The organism is Serratia sp. TSA_198.1 (assembly GCF_052686505.1).
On sequence record NZ_JBQZFP010000003.1, the window covers coordinates 91,721 to 112,522 of the forward strand.

General features: G+C 59.0%; 16 protein-coding genes. 5 read left to right on the forward strand and 11 right to left on the reverse strand.

Annotated features, from left to right (window positions below; translation table 11 throughout):
* Window positions 1-28: 28 nt before the first annotated feature.
* Complete coding sequence (gene barA, locus ACUTSW_RS15095; protein WP_004950209.1) at window positions 29-2,755, forward strand: two-component sensor histidine kinase BarA; 2,727 nt, start codon at window positions 29-31, stop codon at window positions 2,753-2,755.
* Window positions 2,756-2,785: 30 nt separating this feature from the next.
* Here barA and ACUTSW_RS15100 read toward each other — a convergent pair whose 3' ends face one another.
* From ACUTSW_RS15100 to ACUTSW_RS15125, 6 genes are all read right to left on the reverse strand, one after another.
* Window positions 2,786-3,925, reverse strand: a complete 1,140-nt coding sequence (locus ACUTSW_RS15100) for a glycerate kinase (protein ID WP_445584780.1) — start codon at window positions 3,923-3,925, stop codon at window positions 2,786-2,788.
* A 101-nt stretch (window positions 3,926-4,026) separates the two neighbouring features.
* Window positions 4,027-4,950, reverse strand: coding sequence for a 2-hydroxy-3-oxopropionate reductase (gene garR, locus ACUTSW_RS15105; RefSeq protein WP_257784246.1), 924 nt, complete (start codon window positions 4,948-4,950; stop codon window positions 4,027-4,029).
* Entirely contained in the window at window positions 4,947-5,717 is a 771-nt protein-coding gene (gene garL / locus ACUTSW_RS15110) for a 2-dehydro-3-deoxyglucarate aldolase (protein WP_445584781.1), read from the reverse strand. Before garL ends, garR begins: the two co-directional genes overlap by 4 nt.
* Window positions 5,718-5,759: 42 nt before the next feature.
* Complete coding sequence (gudD, locus tag ACUTSW_RS15115; protein WP_445584782.1) at window positions 5,760-7,100, reverse strand: glucarate dehydratase; 1,341 nt, start codon at window positions 7,098-7,100, stop codon at window positions 5,760-5,762.
* Window positions 7,101-7,121: 21 nt separating this feature from the next.
* Window positions 7,122-8,459: an enolase C-terminal domain-like protein gene (locus ACUTSW_RS15120; RefSeq protein WP_445584783.1), complete on the reverse strand. Its 1,338-nt coding sequence runs from the start codon at window positions 8,457-8,459 to the stop codon at window positions 7,122-7,124.
* Between the two features lie 10 nt (window positions 8,460-8,469).
* Window positions 8,470-9,816 (reverse strand): MFS transporter, encoded by a 1,347-nt coding sequence (locus tag ACUTSW_RS15125; protein WP_445584784.1) that lies wholly within the window; start codon window positions 9,814-9,816, stop codon window positions 8,470-8,472.
* 595 nt (window positions 9,817-10,411) lie between these two features.
* Here ACUTSW_RS15125 and garD point away from each other — a divergent pair.
* A complete protein-coding gene (gene garD, locus ACUTSW_RS15130) occupies window positions 10,412-11,968 on the forward strand; it encodes a galactarate dehydratase (RefSeq protein WP_445584785.1) in 1,557 nt (518 codons plus the stop codon).
* A 1-nt stretch (window position 11,969) separates the two neighbouring features.
* On the opposite strand, the gene ACUTSW_RS15135 is transcribed toward garD, so the two are convergent.
* The 3 genes from ACUTSW_RS15135 to dgt all read right to left on the reverse strand — a co-directional run bounded on the left by ACUTSW_RS15135 (window position 11,970) and on the right by dgt (window position 16,457).
* Window positions 11,970-13,127, reverse strand: coding sequence for a CdaR family transcriptional regulator (locus ACUTSW_RS15135; protein ID WP_445584786.1), 1,158 nt, complete (start codon window positions 13,125-13,127; stop codon window positions 11,970-11,972).
* A gap of 181 nt (window positions 13,128-13,308) precedes the next feature.
* Window positions 13,309-14,748: a serine endoprotease DegP gene (gene degP, locus ACUTSW_RS15140; RefSeq protein WP_006323617.1), complete on the reverse strand. Its 1,440-nt coding sequence runs from the start codon at window positions 14,746-14,748 to the stop codon at window positions 13,309-13,311.
* 191 nt (window positions 14,749-14,939) lie between these two features.
* A complete protein-coding gene (dgt, locus tag ACUTSW_RS15145; protein WP_445584787.1) occupies window positions 14,940-16,457 on the reverse strand; it encodes a dGTPase in 1,518 nt (505 codons plus the stop codon).
* Window positions 16,458-16,587: 130 nt separating this feature from the next.
* Here dgt and mtnN point away from each other — a divergent pair, with 130 nt between their 5' ends.
* From mtnN to ACUTSW_RS15160, 3 genes are read left to right on the forward strand one after another with little or no spacing between them, the layout of a single operon-like run.
* Window positions 16,588-17,289: a 5'-methylthioadenosine/S-adenosylhomocysteine nucleosidase gene (gene mtnN, locus ACUTSW_RS15150; RefSeq protein ID WP_006323608.1), complete on the forward strand. Its 702-nt coding sequence runs from the start codon at window positions 16,588-16,590 to the stop codon at window positions 17,287-17,289.
* A gap of 37 nt (window positions 17,290-17,326) precedes the next feature.
* Complete coding sequence (gene btuF / locus ACUTSW_RS15155) at window positions 17,327-18,097, forward strand: vitamin B12 ABC transporter substrate-binding protein BtuF (RefSeq protein ID WP_434462365.1); 771 nt, start codon at window positions 17,327-17,329, stop codon at window positions 18,095-18,097.
* Window positions 18,097-18,711 (forward strand): TRIC cation channel family protein, encoded by a 615-nt coding sequence (locus tag ACUTSW_RS15160; RefSeq protein WP_004950186.1) that lies wholly within the window; start codon window positions 18,097-18,099, stop codon window positions 18,709-18,711. Before btuF ends, ACUTSW_RS15160 begins: the two co-directional genes overlap by 1 nt.
* A 106-nt stretch (window positions 18,712-18,817) precedes the next feature.
* Here the strand turns inward: ACUTSW_RS15160 and erpA are convergent, their stop codons facing one another.
* Together erpA and clcA are read right to left on the reverse strand one after the other, a co-directional pair.
* A complete protein-coding gene (gene erpA / locus ACUTSW_RS15165; protein WP_004950184.1) occupies window positions 18,818-19,162 on the reverse strand; it encodes an iron-sulfur cluster insertion protein ErpA in 345 nt (114 codons plus the stop codon).
* A gap of 89 nt (window positions 19,163-19,251) precedes the next feature.
* Window positions 19,252-20,691 (reverse strand): H(+)/Cl(-) exchange transporter ClcA, encoded by a 1,440-nt coding sequence (clcA, locus tag ACUTSW_RS15170; RefSeq protein ID WP_445584788.1) that lies wholly within the window; start codon window positions 20,689-20,691, stop codon window positions 19,252-19,254.
* Window positions 20,692-20,802 lie beyond the last annotated feature (111 nt).

Consider the following 20,802-nt stretch of genomic DNA (forward strand, 5'->3'; position numbering starts at 1 on the left):
TTCGGCAATTCTCCCACATTGGAATCCCATGACCAAATACAGCTTGCGTGCGCGCATGATGATCCTGATTCTGGCCCCAACGCTGTTGATTGGTCTGCTGCTCAGCACCTTCTTCGTGGTGCACCGTTACAATGAGCTGCAAGAACAGCTGGTTGACGCCGGCGCCAGCATTATCGAACCCTTGGCGGTAGCCAGCGAGTACGGCATGACATTCCGCAGCCGCGAGTCGGTCAGGCAGTTGGTCAGCCTGCTGCACCGCCGTCATTCGGATATTGTGCGTTCAATTACGGTGTTCGATGCGCAGAATAATCTGTTTGTCACCTCCAATTATCATCACAATTTCGCCCAATTGCAGTTGCCGAAAGGTGTGCCAATGCCCACCGATCTGATGCTGACGCGGCGCGGCAACTCACTGATCCTGCGCACGCCGATCCTTTCGGAGAGCCAGTACCCGGATCAAAACGCCACCGACCCGGTTCCGCAGGACAACAATCTGGGTTATGTGGCGATCGAACTTGATCTTCAATCGGTGCGGTTGCAACAGTATAAAGAGGTGTTTGTTTCCACCCTGCTGTTGCTGCTGTGCATGTGCATTGCCATCCTGTTTGCTTACCGTCTGATGCGCGACGTGACCGGCCCGATCCGCAATATGGTGAACACCGTTGACCGCATCCGCCGTGGCCAGCTCGACAGCCGCGTTGAAGGCTTTATGCTCGGCGAACTGCATATGCTGAAGAACGGCATCAACTCGATGGCGATGTCGCTGACCGCCTATCACGAAGAGATGCAGCAGAATATCGACCAGGCGACTTCGGACCTGCGCGAGACGCTGGAGCAGATGGAGATCCAGAACGTCGAGCTGGATCTGGCGAAAAAACGCGCTCAGGAAGCGGCGCGTATCAAATCCGAGTTTCTGGCGAACATGTCGCACGAGCTGCGCACCCCTCTCAACGGTGTGATCGGCTTTACCCGCCAGATGCTGAAAACCGAGATGAGCGTCACCCAGACCGACTATCTGCAAACCATCGAGCGCTCGGCCAACAACCTGCTGACCATCATCAACGACGTGCTGGACTTCTCCAAGCTGGAAGCCGGTAAACTGGTGCTGGAGCACATTCCGTTCTCGCTGCGTGAAACGCTGGACGAAGTGATTGTATTGCTGGCCCCCAGCGCTCACGAGAAAGGGCTGGAATTGACGCTGGACGTGCATAATGACGTGCCGGAGCAGGTAATCGGCGATTCGTTGCGGTTGCAGCAGATCATTACCAACCTGCTGGGCAACGCGATCAAATTTACCGAAACCGGCAACATCGATATCCGCGTAGAGCTGCGCGGCCTGCAGGAGCGTCAGGTCGAACTTGAAGTGCAAATCCATGACACCGGCATCGGTATATCAGAACGGCAGCAGTCGCAGTTGTTCCAGGCATTCCGCCAGGCGGACGCCAGCATTTCGCGCCGCCACGGCGGCACCGGTCTGGGGTTGGTGATCACCCAGAAGCTGGTAAAAGAGATGGGCGGCGATATCTGCTTCCACAGCCAGCTGAACCGAGGTTCAACCTTCTGGTTCCACATCACCCTCGAGCTGCACGAGGGCATGTTGTCGTTGCCGCCGAGCCTGCCGGACCTGCGCGGCAAGACGTTGGGGTATATCGAAGCCAACCCGATGGCGGCGGAAGCCACGCTCAACATGCTGAGCGTCACCCCGCTGGTGATCACCCATTCGCCTACGCTGGCTCAACTGCCGAAAAAAGATTACGACTTCTTGCTGGTGGGGGTGCCGATCCCGTTCCGCGACAACCTGGCGCAGCACGAAGGCAAACTGATGGCGGCGCTGAAGATCGCCGACCGGGTGATTCTGGCGCTACCCTGCCAATCGCAGATCAACGCCGAGCAGCTTAAACAGCAGGGCGCTATCGGCTGCCTGATCAAGCCCATCACCGGCAACCGCCTGTTCCCGCTGCTGCGCATGGAAACGCCGCAGCGCCTCATCGCCGCGCCGGAACCCAAACGCCTGCCATTGACGGTGATGGCGGTCGACGATAACCCGGCCAACCTGAAACTGATTGGCACCCTGCTGGCTGAACAAGTGGAAAAAACCCTGCTGTGCGAAAGCGGGGAAGAGGCGCTGGCGCTGGCGCGCGATAACGTGCTGGATCTGATCCTGATGGATATCCAAATGCCGAATATCGACGGCATCCGCACCAGCGAACTGATCCGCCAACTGCCGCACCACAACTCTACGCCTATCGTCGCGGTTACCGCCCATGCGGTGAGCGGTGAGCGCGAGCATTTGCTGCAAGCGGGAATGGATGACTATCTGGCCAAACCGATTGATGAAGCTATGCTGACCCGCGTGCTGGCCCGTTATTACAGCGGCGAACCGGCCGCCGAGCCATTGCTGTCGTTAGACTGGCCACTGGCGTTGCGCCAGGCGGCGAACAAACAGGATTTGGCGCGCGATCTACTGCAGATGCTGCTCGACTTCCTGCCGCAAGTCAGCGAACGGGTGCAGGCGGTGCTGGACGGCACCCCAGACGACAGCATTCTCGATTTGATCCATAAATTGCACGGCAGTTGCAGCTACAGTGGCGTGCCGCGCATGAAGCAACTGTGCTTCTACCTTGAACAACAGTTGCGCAAAGGCGTCGGCAACGACGAACTGGAGCCGGAATGGCTGGAACTGCTGGATGAGATCGAACTGGTGAGCCAGGCAGCCCGCAGCCATCTGGAGAGCGATCGCCCAGCGACAAGCTGAGGGTGCCCCCCTCAGCATGATTAGCGGAACCTATAGCTTCTGCGACAGCCTTATGGTCGCCGCAATATTGCGTGCGGTCATGCGCACGTTGTCGGCGGCATTCTCCAGCGCTTCCTCGAGCGTGCAGATGCTGTACAGCACGCTGAACACCGCATCCAGCCCGTGCTCATGCACCACGCCGACGTCGGCCGTCAGGCTGCCGGCGATGCCGATCACCGGCTTGTTGTAGCGCTTGGCGACGCGCGCCACGCCGATAGGCACCTTGCCGTTGATACTCTGACTGTCGATGCGTCCTTCGCCGGTGATCACCAGCGTCGCGTCGCGCACCAATGCGTCCAGCCCCAGCGCTTCGGTGACGATCTCAATCCCCTGACGCAGATCGGCATGGCAAAACGCCAACAACGCGGCCCCCATCCCGCCGGCCGCACCCGCACCGGGTACTCCGCCCACCTCAATCGCCATATCCTGCGCAATCACCTGCGCATAATGCAGCAGGCAGCGATCGAGCTGCGCCACCATCTGTGGCGTAGCCCCTTTCTGCGGGCCGAAAATCGCCGAAGCGCCCTCTTTGCCGGTTAACGGGTTAGTGACGTCACAAGCGACCTCGAATTTGCACTGGGCAATGCGCGCATCCAGCCCGCTGACGTCGATCGCGACGAGGTGTTCCAACTGCGCACCGCCAAAGCCAATGTCGTCGCCGTTTTTATCCAGCAGCCTCGCCCCCAGCGCCTGCACCATGCCGGCGCCGCCGTCGTTGGTGGCGCTGCCGCCGATGCCGATAATGCAATGTTTTACGCCGTGATCCAGCGCCGAACGGATCAGTTCGCCGGTGCCATAAGAGGTGGTGTTCAGCGGGTTGCGCTGCCGCCCCGGCACCAGTTCCAACCCGCTGGCGGCGGCCATCTCGATAAAGGCGCTCTGCTCATCGCCGGACAGGCCGAAAAAGGCTTTCACCTTTGCGCCCAGCGGCCCGGTGACGTCGACATCCACTTTACGCCCGCCGGTGGCGGCCACCATCGCCTCCACCGTACCTTCCCCGCCGTCGGCTACCGGCAGTTTGATGTACTCGGCATCAGGAAATATCTCGCGAAAACCCGCTTCAATCTGGGTCGCCACTTCCAGTGCCGACAGACTTTCTTTGTATGAGTCCGGCGCGATCACTATTTTCATATACGGTCCGTTTCCTCGACTGCACTCGTCCTTTGATTCGCCAACCGGCGCGTTGGCGCCCGCGGCAGAGGCAGAGCCTGCTCACCTGACCAGGTCGCCCCCTATCGGCTCACTTCCGCCTTGGCTAATTTCTCATAATAGCAGGCCAGCGCACTGTGATCCGACGCCCCCAGTCCATCGGCCCGCAGCGCCTGCATCATTTCCATTACTGCAGCGGTGAGCGGCAGCTGTGCGCCGACGCCGTGCGAGGTATCCAGCGCGTTGGCCAAATCCTTGATATGCAGTTCAATGCGAAAGCCCGGCTTAAAATTACGATCCATCACCATCGGCGCTTTGGCGTCCAGCACCGTGCTGCCGGCCAGCCCGCCGCGAATGGCCTGATAGACCAGATCCGGGTTGACGCCCGCCTTGGTTGCCAGCACCAGCGCTTCGGACATCGCGGCGATGTTCAGCGCCACAATCACCTGATTCGCCAGCTTGGTGACATTGCCGGCCCCGATCTCCCCGGTGTGCACGACCGAACCGGCCATCGCTTTCATGACCGGCAGACAGCGCTCGAATACCGCCTTGTCGCCGCCAACCATCACCGACAAGGTCGCATCGATGGCCTTCGGCTCACCGCCGCTCACCGGCGCGTCCAGCATGGCAATCTGTTTTTCCGCCAGCGCGGCGCTGATTTCACGGCTGGCAAGCGGCGCAATTGAGCTCATGTCGACAAGCACGCTGCCCGGCCTGGCGCCTTCGATAATGCCGTCCTTGCCCAATGCAACCTCTTGCACCTGCGGCGAATTCGGCAGCATGGTGATCAGGATATCGCTTTGCTCAGCCACCGCTTTCGGCGTCTCGGCGGCGGTTGCGCCCAGCGCAACCAGCTCGGCGGTGGTCTGAGGATGATGATTGAGCACCACCAGCGAATAACCGGCTTTCAGCAGATTTTTACTCATGGGTTTGCCCATGATACCCAAGCCAATAAATCCAATTTTCATAAGGTTAACCTCTTTGCAAAGTGGAAAGCAGAACGTTATTTTTTAAACCTGTCGCACAGCGCCAGGGTGGCTGAGCGGAACACCCCAAGATCGCTCCCAACCGCGACAAACGTGGCCCCCCATTCCAGGTAGCGGCGCGCATCGGCCTCCGCCGGCGCCAGTATGCCGCTCGGTTTGCCGTGCGCCTTGGCGCATGCAAAGATATGGCGGATCGCCGCCTGCACCTGCGGATGATTGGGCTGGCCTAGGTAGCCGAGCGCCGCCGATAAGTCGCTTGGGCCGACAAAGATGCCGTCAACGCCGTCCACGGCGGCAATCTCATTCAGGTTATCCACCCCGGCCTGGTTTTCTATCTGGACCAGTACGCTGATGTTGTCGTTGATGGTGGTGAAATAATCCGCCACCGTGCCGTAACCGTTGCTGCGATGAGAGACCGACACGCCGCGAATGCCCGCCGGCGGATAACGGGTGGACGCTACCGCCAGCCGTGCCTGTTCCGCGTTTTCCACAAAGGGGATCAGGAAGTTGTAAAAGCCGATATCCAGCAGGCGCTTGATAATCACCGGTTCGTTGCACGGCGGCCGCACCACCGCTGCGCTGTCGCTGTCTTTCAGCGCCATCAGCTGCGGCACGAAAGTGGTGATGTCGTTAGGCGCATGCTCGCCGTCCAGCACCAGCCAGTCGAAACCGGCCAACCCCAGCACCTCGGTAGATATCGGATTGACCAGCGCCGACCAGCAGCCAATCAGGGTTTCGCCCTGCAACAGGGCCTGGCGGAAGCGGTTGGGGAGAAGGCTAGTCTTCATGGCGTTTCCTTGGGTTAAGATTGAAATGTTATGCACCGGGCGTTAACGCACCAGGCATGGGCGCTTGGGATCAAAAACCCAGTCCGGCACCAGATACTGCATGCCCTGAGCGTCGTCTCGCGCACCCAGTCCGTTGGCCATATACAACTCATGGGCCTTCATCAACCGATCGCGATCCAGCTCTATGCCCAGCCCCGGCTTCTTCGGCACCTCAATGCGGCCGCCGACAATCTGCAAGGGTTCGCGGGTCAGGCGCTGATCGCCCTCCTGCCAGATCCAATGGGTATCGATGGCGGTGATTTTGCCCGGTGCTGCGGCGGCGACATGGGTAAACATCGCCAGCGAAATATCAAAGTGATTATTGGAGTGAGAACCCCAGGTCAGCCCGAACTCGTGGCACATTTGCGCCACCCGCACCGAACCTTGCATTGTCCAGAAATGCGGGTCCGCCAGCGGAATGTCCACCGACTGCAATTGCAGCGTATGGCCCATCTGCCGCCAGTCGGTAGCGATCATGTTGGTGGCGGTCGGCAGGCCGGTGGCGCGGCGAAACTCCGCCATCACCTCTCGGCCGGAAAACCCTTGCTCGGCGCCGCAGGGATCTTCCGCATAAGCCAGCACGTTGCGCAGTTGCCTGCCGAGGGAAACCGCTTCGTTCAGCGACCAGGCACCGTTGGGATCAAGGGTAATGCGCGCCTGCGGAAAACGCTCGGCCAGCGCGGTCACCGCCTCAGCTTCCTCTTCCCCGGCCAGCACCCCGCCCTTGAGCTTGAAATCGTTGAAACCGTATTTTTCATAGGCCGCCTCCGCCAGCCGCACCACACTCGCCGGCGTCAGCGCCTCTTCATGCCGCAGTCGGTACCAGTCGCAGCGCTCATCCGGTTGGCTGCGATACGCCAGCGGCGTCTTATTGCGGTCACCGAGGTAGAACAGATAGCCGAGCATTTCCACCGAATCACGCTGTTGGCCGTCCCCGAGCAGCGCCGCCACCGGCACGTCGAGAAACTGCCCGAGCAAATCCAGCATCGCCGCCTCAATGCCGGTCACCACGTGAATGGTGGTGCGCAGATCGAAGGTTTGCAGGCCGCGACCACCGGCATCACGCTCGGCAAAGCGGTTGCGTACCGCCGCCATCACGTTTTTGTATTCTCCCAGGGTTTTGCCCACCACCAACGACCGGGCCTCTTCCAGCGTCTGGCGGATTTTCTCGCCGCCCGGCACTTCGCCCACGCCGGTGTGGCCGGTATTATCCTGCAGGATCACGATGTTACGCGTAAAAAACGGCGCATGAGCACCGCTCAGGTTTAGCAGCATGCTGTCATGGCCGGCGACCGGCACGATCTGCATGGCGGTTATTTTGGCTGCGGCACTAAATGAAGTCATAAGGTTATCCTTTAAGAAAAATCAGCGACCAAAGGCCGGGCGTTTGGCATCGAACTGCCAGCCGGGGACCAGGTATTGCATGGCAACCGCGTCGTTGCGAGCGCCCGACGGAAGCTGCTGGTGCAACCGATGCGCCTGTTCCAATGCGGCCCAATCCAGATCAACGCCCAGCCCCGGTCGATCCGGCACGGCAATGCGGCCGTCGACGATTTGCAACGGGTTTTTCGTCAGGTGCTGGCCCTCCTGCCAGATCCAATGGGTGTCGATGGCGGTGGGATTACCGGGTGCGGCGGCGCCGACATGGGTAAACATCGCCAGTGAAATATCGAAGTGATTATTGGAATGGCAACCCCAGGTCAGCCCCCAATCGTTGCACAGCTGGGCTACCCGCACCGCGCCGTGCAGGGTCCAGAAATGCGGATCCGCCAAGGGGATATCCACCGCTTGCAGCATCACCGCATGGCACATCTCGCGCCAGTTGGTGGCGATCATGTTAGTGGCGACCGGCAAGCCGGTGGCGCGGCGGAACTCCGCCATCACTTCACGGCCGGAGAATCCCTGTTCGGCACCGCAAGGATCCTCGGCATAGCTCAGAATGCCCCGCATGCCCTTGCACAAAGCGATAGCCTCGTCGAGCAGCCAGGCACCATTGGGATCGACGGTGATGCGGGCATCCGGGAAATGCTTAGCCAGCGCACAGACCGCGTCAATTTCCTGTTCGCCCGGCAACACACCGCCTTTCAGCTTGAAATCCCGGAAGCCGTAACGATCCCTGGCTGCCGCGGCCAATTCGACGATCGCCGGCGTGTCCATTGCCTGCTGATGTCGCAGCTGGTACCAGGGGTGTCGGCCGCGTTGAGCAGGTTGATAGGGCAAATCCGTTTTCCCGGCGTCGCCGATATAAAACAGGTAGCCAAGCACCGCCACCTCGTCACGCTGCTTGCCGGGGCCGAGCAGCTCCGCCACCGGCACGCCGAGGAACTGGCCGAGCAGATCGAGCAGCGCGGCCTCCAAAGCCGCCACCGCGTTCACCCGCAGCTCAAAGGTCCAGGCCCCCTGAGCGAAGGCGTTAAAATCGGCCTCCTGATTGCCGCTGTGAATGTCGTGCACCAACCGGTTCATGTGCGCAACCTGCTGGCCGATGACCCGGGGAATAACCGCCATCAGCGTGCGATAAATCACTTCGCCGCCCGGCGCCTCCCCAACGCCGGTATGCCCTGCGCTGTCGGTCAGCACCACAACGTTGCGGGTGAAACAGGCCCCGTGCGCGCCGCCGATATTCAGCAGCATGCTGTCGTACCCGGCCACCGGGATAACGCGCATTTCGGTGATCACCGGCGTGCTTTGCGTGTTGCTCATGCTGATTTCCTCACCCGTGCAAGGGTTTCAATTCGATGCGTTTGATTTCGCCGACAATGAACAGGTAGCTCGCCACCGCCAGCAGGGCGTGGATGCCGACATACACCAGCGCGCCGTTAAAGGATCCCGTGGTGCCGATGATGTAGCCGATAGCGATCGGCGTGACGATGCCGGAGACGTTGCCGAACATATTGAACAGCCCGCCGCTCAGGCCACTGATCTCTTTTGGCGCGGTATCCGCCATGACCGCCCAGCCGAGCGCCCCCACCCCTTTGCCGAAGAACGCCAGCGCCATGATGCCGACCACCATCCATTCGGTATCGACGTAGTTGCAGAACACCATCGTCATCGACAGCAGCATGCCCAGCACAATCGGCGCCTTGCGGGCGAAGGTCAGTGACTGTGTGCGGCGCATCAGGTAGTCGGAGATCACGCCACCGAGCACGCCGCCGACAAAACCGCAGATGGCCGGCACCGAAGCCACCATCCCGGCCTTAAGGATCGACATGCCGCGCGCCTGCACCAGATAGACAGGGAACCAGGTGATGAAAAAATAGGTCAGTGCGTTAATGCAGTATTGGCCGATATACACCCCGAACATCATGCGCGACTGCAACAGCTGTTTGATCTGGTGCCACTTCTCGCCTTTCACCTTCACCTGCTGCGACCGCGGTTGATCCATGTTGATCAAGGCACCACCGGCCTCGATATAGTCCAGCTCGGCCTGGTTTACGCCGGGATGCTCCTTGGGGTTGTGCAGCACTTTCAGCCAGATGAAGCTGAGCACGATGCCAAGCCCGCCCATAAAGAAGAACACGTGTGACCAACCTACCGCGTGAGTCAGCCAGCCCATGATCGGCGCGAAGATCACCGTGGCGAAGTATTGCGCCGAGTTAAAGATCGACACCGCCGTGCCGCGCTCGTGCGCCGGAAACCAGGCGGCGACAATGCGGCTGTTGCCGGGGAAGGACGGCGCTTCCGCCAGCCCCACCAGGAAACGCAGGGCGAACAGCGCCACGACGATGCCAAAGCCGCTGAAGATATCCACGAACCCCTGCAACAGGGTGAACAACGACCAAATAAAGATGCTCCAGAAATAGACGCGCTTCGATCCGAAGCGGTCGAGCAACCAACCGCCGGGGATCTGGCCGATTACGTAGGCCCATGAGAAAGCCGAGAAGATATAGCCCATCCCAATGGGATCCAGCCCGATATCCTTGGCCATCGACGAGCCGGCGATCGACAGGGTGGCGCGATCGCCGTAGTTGAACGAGGTAACGATAAACAGCATCACCACGATCCAGTAACGCGCATGGGTTCTTTTAATCGAACTCGTTGCGGAGCTGATGGTAGACATTGTGTTCTCCTGAATGATAGCGGCTTGCTATATTCATCCTGAACCACAGATATATCCCCTATGGATTTCAAGTGGCCGCCAATCGGCCAATTCGCACATTCCATGCAATTGAAATACAACGGGCATGTAAATATCTCAGAACGAAATCGATTAAATTAGATTGCGCCAACAATGAGCAGTGCGGTTAATACGCCAGCGGCAATATTTAAATCCAATGAATTTCACTACGCAGAAAAGTATATGCGCCGTAAATTCATATCTCATCAGGCAATACAACAAGGATTACGGGGATATCACGGGTAATTTATGGCATTTGCCCAATGCAGTGGCGACTGGCTCACGAAACGCCGCTCACGAACCTTTCCTGCCCTTTAGCTTTAAATCTGCAACCCGGCCGCTGCTTAAACGTAAGGAGTATCCGTGAGCAGTCTCACAGACGACTGGTCCGATGCCAAATAATCCATGCCGAATACCCGCTAATCCCGGTCATTTGCATAATGCCACTCAGCCGTACCGCACTTATACTGCTTAATGAGCAACCGTGCCGGTTATTACCCACAGCCTACCCAAAATAAATCTACTCAGGATAATAAGCATGTCCGATATAAACGAGACGCCGCTTTATATTAAGGTTCACGACTCGGATAATGTCGCCATCGTGGTAAACGATCGCGGCCTGCCGAAAGGCGCATTATTTTCCTGCGGGCTGCAATTACTGGAACATGTACCGCAGGGGCACAAGGTCGCGCTGGAAAACATTGCCGCCGGCGGCGAGATTGTCCGCTACGGCGAGATCATCGGTCATGCGCAACGAGCCATTTTGCGCGGCTGCTGGATCGACGAATCGCTGGTCTCACTGCCGGAGGCCCCCGAGCTGCAGCGCCTGCCGCTGGCCAATAAGGTTCCGGCCCCGCTGCCGCCACTCGAGGGTTATCGCTTCGAGGGCTACCGCAATGCCGACGGCAGCGTCGGCACCAAAAACTTGCTCGGCATTACCACCAGCGTGCAGTGCGTCGCCGGCGTGGTTGATTACGTAGTGAAAATCATTGAACGCGATCTGCTGCCGCGTTACCCCAATGTGGATGGCGTGGTCGGCCTCAACCATCTTTACGGTTGCGGCGTGGCGATCAACGCGCCGGCGGCGGTGGTGCCGATCCGCACCATTCACAATCTGGCGCTGAATCCCAATTTTGGCGGCGAGGTGATGGTGGTCGGCCTGGGCTGCGAAAAACTGCAGCCGGAACGCCTGTTGCAGGGCACACCGGACGTGCAGGCGATCTCGCTCGACGAGAGCCACATTGTCCGTTTGCAAGACGAGAAACATCGGGGTTTCAGATCTATGGTTGACGACATTCTGACGCTCGCCGAGCGCCACCTCCAACGCCTGAACCGTCGCCAGCGCGAAAGCTGCGCAGCCTCAGAATTGGTGGTCGGCATGCAGTGCGGCGGCAGCGATGCGTTTTCCGGCGTGACGGCCAATCCGGCGGTGGGTTTCGCCTCCGATCTGCTGGTGCGCTGCGGCGCGACGGTGATGTTCTCTGAAGTCACTGAAGTGCGCGATGCGGTACATCTGCTGACGCCGAGAGTGGCGGATGAACAGGTTGGCAAGCGCTTGCTGGAGGAGATGGCCTGGTACGATGCTTATCTCGAGGCGGGGCAAAGCGATCGCAGTGCCAACCCGTCCCCGGGCAATAAAAAAGGCGGGTTGGCCAACGTGGTGGAAAAAGCATTGGGGTCGATCGCCAAATCAGGGACCAGCGCTATTGTAGAGGTGCTGTCCCCCGGCCAGCGCCCCACAAAACGCGGCCTGATCTACGCAGCCACGCCCGCCAGCGACTTTGTCTGCGGCACCCAGCAGCTGGCCTCCGGCATCACTATCCAGGTATTCACCACCGGACGCGGTACGCCCTACGGCCTGACGGCGGTGCCGGTGATTAAAATGGCGACCCGCAGCGCGCTGGCGGATCGCTGGTACGATTTAATGGACATCAACGCCGGCACTATCGCCACCGGCGAAGCCACTATCGAACAGGTGGGCTGGCAGCTGTTTGAACTGATTCTGGATATCGCCAGCGGGCGCAAGCAAACCTGGTCGGATCAATGGGGGCTGCATAACGCGCTGGCGGTATTTAATCCGGCGCCGGTGACCTAGATCAGGCGTCAGCATCCAGTTGCAGCCCGATATACAGCAGCAGGCGATCGTCAAAACTGGCGAGGTTCAACCCGGTCAGTTCTGCAATGCGGTTGAGCCGGTATTCCAGCGTATTACGATGAATATACAACGCCTTGGCGGTGACGGTCGGTTGTACGTTATGCAAGAACCAGGCAGCCAGCGTACGGCGCAGCAGGCCGTTGCCGTCCATCGCCTTTAGCTTCGCCAGCGGGCGGGCCAGCTCATCCGCCTGCCAGCCGCCGCGCAGGCTATCCAGCAATACCGGCAACATCAGATCCTGATAGTAATAGGTGCGTTGCTCCCCCATTCGCTGCTTGCCGACCACCATGGTGGTACGCGCGGTGCGATAGGAACGGGCGATGCTGCCCGGTCCGGTGAAATAATTGCCGAGTGCGATGCGCACCCGCAACCGGCTGCTCTCATTCATCCTCGACAACAGGTTATCCACCCGTCGCCGGTGATCTTCCGCATCCCAGCGCCCATAGCCATTGAGCGCAGGTTTCAACACCACCATTTCGCTCAATGAAACGATGGCGATCAAGTTGTCGCGCTCCGGCATGGTCAGCAACGTCTGCAATTGCTGCAGTTCGGCCATTGCACTGTCAACGCCAAGCTGGCCGCTGTCCACCTCCACCACCGCCGCGACCCGTGGCTGGCTGGGATCAATCCCCAGCCGCTGCGCCCACTCCATCAGCGCCGGAGTGAGTTCGTCGGTACGGATCAGGTTCAGCACCAATTCTTCCCGCAGCCGGCTGTCCTGCGCCAGCATATGCAACAGCCGAGCCTGCTCCAGCATCATTTCGGCGGTCATGCAGACCAGCTCGCCATACTGCCGCAGTTGGCCAGGGTTACCGGTCAGGCCGATGACCCCGACGATGCGCCCGTCAATGCGCAGCGGCAGATTAACGCCGGGGCGCACACCATGCAGGTGACGCGCCACCGCTTCGTCAATATCCACCACCCGCGCCTGTGACAGCACCAGCAGCGCGCCTTCGTGCAGTTCCCCCACCCGCTCACGATCGCCGCTGCCGATAATCTTGCCGCGCGCATCCATCACATTGACATTGCTGTCGATGATTTGCATGGTGCGCGCAACGATCTCTTGCGCCAGCTTGCCATCGAGATGGTATTCCGACATGCCGTTTTCTCCTGCCCGGAAAGGTGCCAATTCTTCAGCATACCGACGGCGATCCTCAGGCACATTGTGCAGTTGCACAAAGCTTGGTGACCATTGCTGAAGTTGCGGCGAGGTTCACAGTTTTCGCGACGTAAAAAAGGCACGCCGTAGCGTGCCTTGAGAGTGGTAGACCGTGAAGAACTTACTGCATCAACAGATACAGCTGGGTATCGCCGCGTTGGATGTTCAACGCCAGCACCGACGGCTTGCTGTCGAGAATTTTGCGCAGTTCGCCCAGGTTCTGAATAGGCTGCTGGTTAACCCCGAGGATAATATCGCCTTTTTTCAGGCCGATGCGCGCAGCGGCACTGCCGGCTTTGACGTTATCCACCTTCACGCCTTTCTGGCTGCCGGCCTGGGCATTGCTCAGCTCGGCCCCTTCGATGCCGGTGTAGATATTGCCGGACTCCACCTGAGTCTGGGCGCTTTGCTCCAGCGTGACGTCCACAGTGACCGGCTTGCCGTCGCGGATGATGCCCAGCGACATTTTGCTGCCGACCGGCAGCGTGCCGATTTCCGCACGGAACGAGGCAAAGCTGGAGATGGCTTTACCGTTCATGGTGACGATAACGTCACCGGCCTTGATGCCCGCCTTGGCGGCGGAGGATTTCGGCATCACCTGGCTGACAAAGGCACCGCGCTGGGCGTCCACCTTCATCGCTTTCGCCAGTTCGGAGTTCAACTCGGTGCCCATAATGCCCAGTTCGCCGCGTTTCACCTGGCCGAACTCAACCATTTGCGCCGTCAGGTTTTTCACCATGTTGCTCGGGATGGCGAAACCAATACCGATGTTGCCGCCGTCCGGCGCCAGGATCGCGGTGTTAATACCGATCAGTTCGCCGTTCAGGTTAACCAGCGCGCCACCGGAGTTACCGCGGTTAATCGCCGCATCGGTCTGGATAAAGTTTTCGTAGTTTTCGATATTCAACCCGCTGCGGCCCAACGCGGAAACGATGCCGGAAGTCGCGGTTTCGCCCAATCCGTAAGGGTTGCCGATCGCCACGGTATAATCGCCGACGCGCAGTTGCTCGGAATCCGCCATTTTGATTGCCGTCAGGTTTTTAAAGTCTTTCAGTTGGATCAACGCGATATCGGAACGCGGATCCTTGCCTATCACCTTGGCGTCAAACTTGCGGCCGTCGCTCAGTTGCACCTGAATTTTATTGGCGTTATCCACCACGTGATTGTTGGTCACTACGTAGCCTTTGGCCGCGTCAATCACCACCCCGGCGCCCAGCGCCTGGAATTTTTCCTGGGTGCCCTGACCCGGTGCGCCCTGCCCGCCATCAGTGCCGCCCTGGCACATTGGCGAAGCCTGGAACGGCGAACCGTCCTGGCAGAAAGGCGAATCTTCGCCAAAGAACTGCTGGAACTGCGGCGGCATCTTCTGCGCGTTGACGGTGGTACTGCCTTCAACGTTAATACTCACTACGGAAGGCATCACTTTTTCCAGCATCGGCGCCAGGCTAGGCAGCTGTTGGGTGCTTGAAGAAGCGGTTTCTGCGGCGCCGGCCGTCATCGGGCCCAGTGCCATACCAATACTGAAAGCCAGGGCGCTAAGAACTAATGCGGTTTTTTTCATCTGTGTGTCTCTTATAAAGTCGTTCAGAAAGTATTGCGTTCTTTGTGCATAGTCAGAGCTTATTAATAGCCCGAAGTTCCGGCGCAGGTTATTGGTAATAGTAAACAAATATTGTCCGTCTTTACAAAACTCGAAATACTCACTGCGACCTGCAACGCATGCGTTCAAATAATATTTATTAACTGAATGAATTATTCAGCTGCCATTAGTTTTCGATATTCGTCATAGGCATAAAGATCGGTCATGCCGCTGATATAATCTTGCAGCAAACGCGCGCGGAAATAATATTCCCGGATCGCCAATTGCTCGGGCGACAGGTGTTGCAACCCTTCAACCGCTTCGACATACGCCAACCGATGTTTGGTGGATAGCTTGTGGAACAGGCGCGTTTCTATCGGGTAAGCGCGATGGCTGTCTTCTCGCACCAAGCGGGTAAAATCCGCCAGCGACATCGCCAGCAAGGGGCTGTAGATGTCCAGCAAGCCGCTGATCACCCGGTAGCCCTGCAGCTCAAGCTGCTCCACTTCGGGGTGGTTGAACACGTGCTTGAAGGCCACATTTTTGAAGATCTTCAACAGTTGGAACGCCGGGCTGGAGTCTTCCAGCAACGCCTGATTAAAGTTGCCCCGATAAACCGCATCCAGATTATCAATAAAACGCTGCGCCGCATGCGGCACCAGCCGCGCCACGGTGAACACCCGCAAATACATGAAGAACTGATCTTCGCTGCTGCGCCGCGCACCGCCGCGGTCGATCTTGCGAAAAGCGCTGGCCACGGTTTTATCAAACAAATCGCCCGGCGATACCTCGCCCCATTCCTGAGTTAAATGCTGATAAAGTTGTTCAACGGTGAAAATGTTTTTTTCCACCGCGTCTTCCAGATCGGCGACGCAGTAAGAAATATCGTCCGCCGCCTCCATGATATAAGTCAGCGGGAAGCGATCGAACTCGCCCATATTCAACTCGCGCCGCAAGCGATCGACAAACGCCTCTTCCGCCAGATAAAAGCCCGGTTTTTTCATCAGGTAGCTGTGGCTGGCGGGGATCTCGCTCGCCCAGTACGCCGGACGGGTATATTTCAGAATGCAGCCCACCTGCGCATAGGTCAGATTGAGCTTCAGTAACGTATGCACCAGCCGAATCGCCTGGGCATTGCCCTCGAAATGGCTGAGATCGTGGCGGATGCGGCTGCGCAGGCGGTTGAGATCGCCTTCGCCTTCGTGCAGGCGCAGCACGCCGATCTGGCAACGATCGTTGCTGGCGGGCTCGCTCCCGCAACTGGCGGGAGCGAGCCGCTGGGAAAACCAGTCGTTAATCGCCGACTCGCCGAAGTGCCCAAACGGCGGGTTGCCGATGTCGTGCATCAGGCAGGACATCTCAACTATGCTTTCAAAAGGATCGAGCAGTTTGGTCAGGCCGAGCGCGTCGATCCGCCGTTCCTGTTTGAAACGGTTGAGGATCTCTTTTGCAATGTGCCGCCCGACCTGCTGCACCTCCATCGAGTGCGTCAGACGGCTACGCACCGCGGCGTTGCGCTCCAGAGGGAACACCTGGGTTTTTTGCTGCAGACGGCGAATGGCGGCTGAATTGACGATACGCCCGCGATCGCTCTCAAACTGCCGCACGATGTCATATTCTTCCTCAGCTTCAATAGGTTTACTGAAAGGCCGCTGGAAGCTGATTTTTTGCTTAAAGTCGATCCCGGACATCTGTTTCTCCTCCGTTGCGCCCAGCCCCCGTGATAACAATTCCCGCGGGCATATGCAACGGATTATCTCTCTATGAGAGCCATGATAGACTATGGCGCAATTCCCACCCCCCAATCAGCGAGTGTTATTTATGAAAGTAGGCATCATCGGCGCCATGGAACAGGAAGTTACCCTGCTGCGCGAACAAATTGAAAACCGTCAGACCATTCAACGCGCGGGTTGTGAAATCTATACCGGCCAGATCGGCGGCGTTGACGTGGCACTGCTGAAATCCGGTATCGGTAAAGTTTCTGCGGCAATGGGCACCACCCTGCTGCTGGAGCACTGCAAGCCGGATCTGGTGATCAATACCGGTTCCGCCGGTGGCCTGGCCGCTACGCTGAAAGTGGGCGATATCGTGGTTTCCGAAGAAGTGCGCTATCACGACGCCGACGTTACCGCCTTTGGTTACGAACCAGGCCAGATGGCCGGTTGCCCGGCTGCCTTCGTGGCGGACGAAGCGCTGATTGCGCTGGCGGAAAGCTGCATCAAGCAGTTGGATCTTAACGCGGTACGCGGTCTGATCTGCAGCGGCGACGCCTTCATTAACGGCGCAGAACCGTTGGAACGCATCCGCACCACCTTCCCAACCGTTGCCGCGGTAGAAATGGAAGCCGCCGCCGTCGGCCACGTTTGCCACCTGTTCGGCACGCCGTTTGTGGTGGTGCGTGCCATCTCTGACGTCGCCGACAGTGAATCGCACATGAGCTTTGACGAGTTCCTTGTCGTGGCCGCCCAGCAATCAACGCTGATGGTCAACGCGATGCTGCAAACCCTGGCCAAGCGCGGTTGATGTGAAGCCACGCTTTTCAGCTCTGTTGTGGCTGCTCATGCTCTGGGCGGCTCTGCCTGCCGGCGCCGCTCAACGCGTGATCAGCCTGGCGCCCAATGCCACCGAGCTTGCCTACGCCGCCGGCATGGGCGATACCCTGCTGGCGGTGAGCGCCTTCTCCGATTACCCACCGGCGGCCAAGAAGCTGGAACAGGTGGCGTCCTGGCAAGGGATCAACCTTGAGCGGGTACTGGCGCTGAAGCCGGATCTGATCCTCGCCTGGCGCGGCGGCAATCCGCAACGGGTGCTGGATCAGCTCGCCGCCTTCGGTATCCCGATTTTTTATGCGGATGCCACCACGCTCGATGACATCGCCCAGTCGCTGGATGACCTGGCCAAATACAGCCCGCATCCGGAGCAGGCACACCAGGCTGCGGGCACCATGCGCCAACAGATCGCCGCGCTGAAAGCAAAATACCCGCACAACCAGCCGCACCGGGTCTTGTTGCAGTTTGGCACCCAGCCGCTGTTCACCAGCTCCGGCGCCACTCTGCAAAGCCAGGTGCTGTCGCTGTGCGGAGCGGAGAATATCTTTGCCGACAGCCGCATGCCGTGGCCGCAAATCAGCCGCGAGCAAGTGTTGGCCCGCCACCCTCAGGCCGTAGTGATTACCGGCGACGCAAAAGAGATTGCCAGCGTGAAAGCCTTTTGGGCGCCACAGCTGCAAGTGCCGGTGATTGCGCTGAACGGCGACTGGTTCAACCGCGCCGGCCCGCGCATCATGCTGGCCGCACAGCAACTGTGCAGCCAACTGGCGGAGCTCCCCTGATGCTGGTGTTTTGGCTGGATATTCTGGGTACCGCGGTTTTCGCCATCTCCGGCGTATTGCTGGCCGGCAAGTTGCGCATGGATCCGTTCGGCGTGTTGGTGCTCGGCGTGGTCACTGCGGTCGGTGGCGGCACCATCCGCGATATGGCGCTGGCCAATGGCCCGGTATTTTGGGTGAAAGATCCGACCGATCTGGTGGTGGCGATGATAACCTGCGTGCTGACGCTGCTGCTGGTACGCCAACCGCGACGCCTGCCGAAATGGATCCTGCCGGTGCTGGATGCCGTCGGGCTGGCGGTGTTCGTCGGCATCGGCGTCAATAAAGCCTTCGCCGCCGATACCGGTCCGCTGGTGGCGGTGTGCATGGGGGTCATTACCGGGGTTGGCGGCGGTATTATCCGGGACGTCCTGGCGCGGGAAATTCCGATGATCCTGCGAACCGAAGTTTACGCCACCGCCTGTATTGTCGGCGGCATTGTCCACGTTACCGCTTTCGCTACCTTCGGTATGCCGCTGCAGCAGGCGATGATGCTTGGCATGGGCATCACGCTGGCGATCCGGCTGGCGGCCATCCGCTGGCATCTGAAACTGCCCGCGTTTATCCTCGAACGATAACGACTGCCCACCGAAGCAAACCCGGTTCGGATCAGCATGACATGGCGACCATAAAAAAACCCGCAAACCGGTGAGGTTGGCGGGTTTTATGCTGCTGCAGGCGGTATCAGACGCTGAACGAAGAACCGCAGCCGCAGGTGGTTTTGGCGTTAGGGTTGGTTACCACGAAACGTGAACCTTCCAGCCCTTCGGTATAATCGACCGAACCGCCCACCAGATATTGCAGGCTCATTGGGTCAACCACCAGCGCAACGCCCTGCTTCTCGATGGTCATATCGCCATCGTTGACCTTGTCGTCAAAAGTGAAACCGTACTGGAATCCGCTGCAGCCGCCACCGGTAATGTAAACCCGCAACTTCAGATTCGGATTTTCTTCATCAGCAATCAGGACCTTAACCTTGCTTGCTGCTGCCTCGGTAAATTGCAGGGGCAGTGCTGTTTCATCACTCATACTCTTTACTCCCAACATTGTTCTGCATCAGGCCGCTACAATGGCAGTCTGATTAATGTTTTTGATTATCCAATACCTGAGTGCTGCGTTCAAGTATTCACCGCATTTGTTGTATTTTCTTTACCTGTTTTATCTGCCGCCTCACGCGCCTGCAGCGCTTCCTGTCGTTGCAACGTACGGGCCAATATCGACGAATACAACGGCTTACCCCCGAGGAACTGCGCCACCAGCGTAGCACCAAGGCAGGTAATGATCATTGGCAGTATGAGCTGATAATTATCGGTCATCTCCAACACCAGCACGATCCCGGTCAAGGGTGCGCGCACCGTGGCGGCAAACAACGCGCCCATTCCGGCAATGGCGAAAGTACCGGCCTCAATGCCGTACTGTGGAAACAAGTGCGCGCCGGCCAGGCCAAAAGCGGTGCCAAACAGCGTGCCCAGCGCTAGCATTGGCGCAAAGATCCCGCCCGGCGCACCTGAGCCAAAGCACAGCAGTGTGGTGATCACCCGTGCGATGAAAATAAACAGCAGCATACCGACGCTGTAATTGCCGGCAGCAGCAATCGGGATCAAACCAAAGCCGCCCCCCGCCGCTTGCGGCTGGATTAGCCCAAGAATGCCGCACGTACCGCCGATCAGCCCACCAATCATCAGGATGTTACGCATTTCCCCGCCATGGAAACGGGCAAACATATCTTGAGTGCGAAAAATCAGGGCGTTAAACATCACCCCAACGGCGCCGAACACCGCACCCAGCACCAAATACAGCCACAGCGTGTTGATCGGCGCGGAGGAAAGCTTGCCTACCTCAATCACCGAGTGCTCACCATTGAACAACTGAAACACCGCGCTCGACATAATTACGCCGATAAACACCGCTTTAATCGAGATCAGGTTATAGCGGAACTGCGGACGCATTTCCTCAATGATAAACAGAATGCCCGCCAGCGGCGCATTGAAGGCGGCGGACAGCCCGGCGGCCGCGCCGGTGGCCAGCAACGAATGACGCGCTTCGGCGCCGCGCATGCGGAAGATATCCAATACCATACGCCCGACGTTGCCCCCCATCTGCACCGTAGGCCCTTCACGGCCGAGCACCATGCCCGCCCCCAGCGTACCCATGCCGCCGATAAACTTCACCGGGATAACCCGCCACCAACGTACCGGACGCAGCTCTTCCAGTGCCCCTTCGATCTCCGGTATGCCTGAGCCGCCCGCTTCCGGCGCAAAGCGGCGCACCAGGTAGTACCCCAGCACCGCCAACGCAGCAGAAAGAATGAAAGCCAGCGGCCAAACCAGGATCCAGGAATCGGCGACCTGCGCCAGCGCGGATAACCGCCGCTGCTGCACCCAGTCCACCGCCTTATCAAAGGCTACGCCGAGCAATCCCGCCAGGGTGCCCACCACCGCCGCCATAAACAAGATGGCCACCGGCGTTTTGTCTCGGCGGATAAACTGACGCACCGCGTCACTGCGTTTCAGGCGTGGAGCCCGCGCCACCGGCGGCTGTTGCTGCAATTCAGTCATAATGGGGTATTCATTAACGGAATTAAATGTAATACAAATAGGGAAGCCGATTATTCTAACGCACCCACTGAGCGACCGCCCCCCAAAATAGGTATCTGACTGTGATCGTTT

Coding starts and splice junctions, on each gene's coding strand:
- barA (WP_004950209.1), top strand. CDS start 29: ATGACCAAATACAGCTTGCGTGCGCGCATGATGATCCTGATTCTGGCC.
- ACUTSW_RS15100 (WP_445584780.1), bottom strand. CDS start 3,925: ATGAAAATAGTGATCGCGCCGGACTCATACAAAGAAAGTCTGTCGGCA.
- garL (WP_445584781.1), bottom strand. CDS start 5,717: ATGAAGACTAGCCTTCTCCCCAACCGCTTCCGCCAGGCCCTGTTGCAG.
- gudD (WP_445584782.1), bottom strand. CDS start 7,100: ATGACTTCATTTAGTGCCGCAGCCAAAATAACCGCCATGCAGATCGTG.
- ACUTSW_RS15120 (WP_445584783.1), bottom strand. CDS start 8,459: ATGAGCAACACGCAAAGCACGCCGGTGATCACCGAAATGCGCGTTATC.
- ACUTSW_RS15125 (WP_445584784.1), bottom strand. CDS start 9,816: ATGTCTACCATCAGCTCCGCAACGAGTTCGATTAAAAGAACCCATGCG.
- garD (WP_445584785.1), top strand. CDS start 10,412: ATGTCCGATATAAACGAGACGCCGCTTTATATTAAGGTTCACGACTCG.
- ACUTSW_RS15135 (WP_445584786.1), bottom strand. CDS start 13,127: ATGTCGGAATACCATCTCGATGGCAAGCTGGCGCAAGAGATCGTTGCG.
- degP (WP_006323617.1), bottom strand. CDS start 14,748: ATGAAAAAAACCGCATTAGTTCTTAGCGCCCTGGCTTTCAGTATTGGT.
- dgt (WP_445584787.1), bottom strand. CDS start 16,457: ATGTCCGGGATCGACTTTAAGCAAAAAATCAGCTTCCAGCGGCCTTTC.
- mtnN (WP_006323608.1), top strand. CDS start 16,588: ATGAAAGTAGGCATCATCGGCGCCATGGAACAGGAAGTTACCCTGCTG.
- btuF (WP_434462365.1), top strand. CDS start 17,327: ATGCTCTGGGCGGCTCTGCCTGCCGGCGCCGCTCAACGCGTGATCAGC.
- ACUTSW_RS15160 (WP_004950186.1), top strand. CDS start 18,097: ATGCTGGTGTTTTGGCTGGATATTCTGGGTACCGCGGTTTTCGCCATC.
- erpA (WP_004950184.1), bottom strand. CDS start 19,162: ATGAGTGATGAAACAGCACTGCCCCTGCAATTTACCGAGGCAGCAGCA.
- clcA (WP_445584788.1), bottom strand. CDS start 20,691: ATGACTGAATTGCAGCAACAGCCGCCGGTGGCGCGGGCTCCACGCCTG.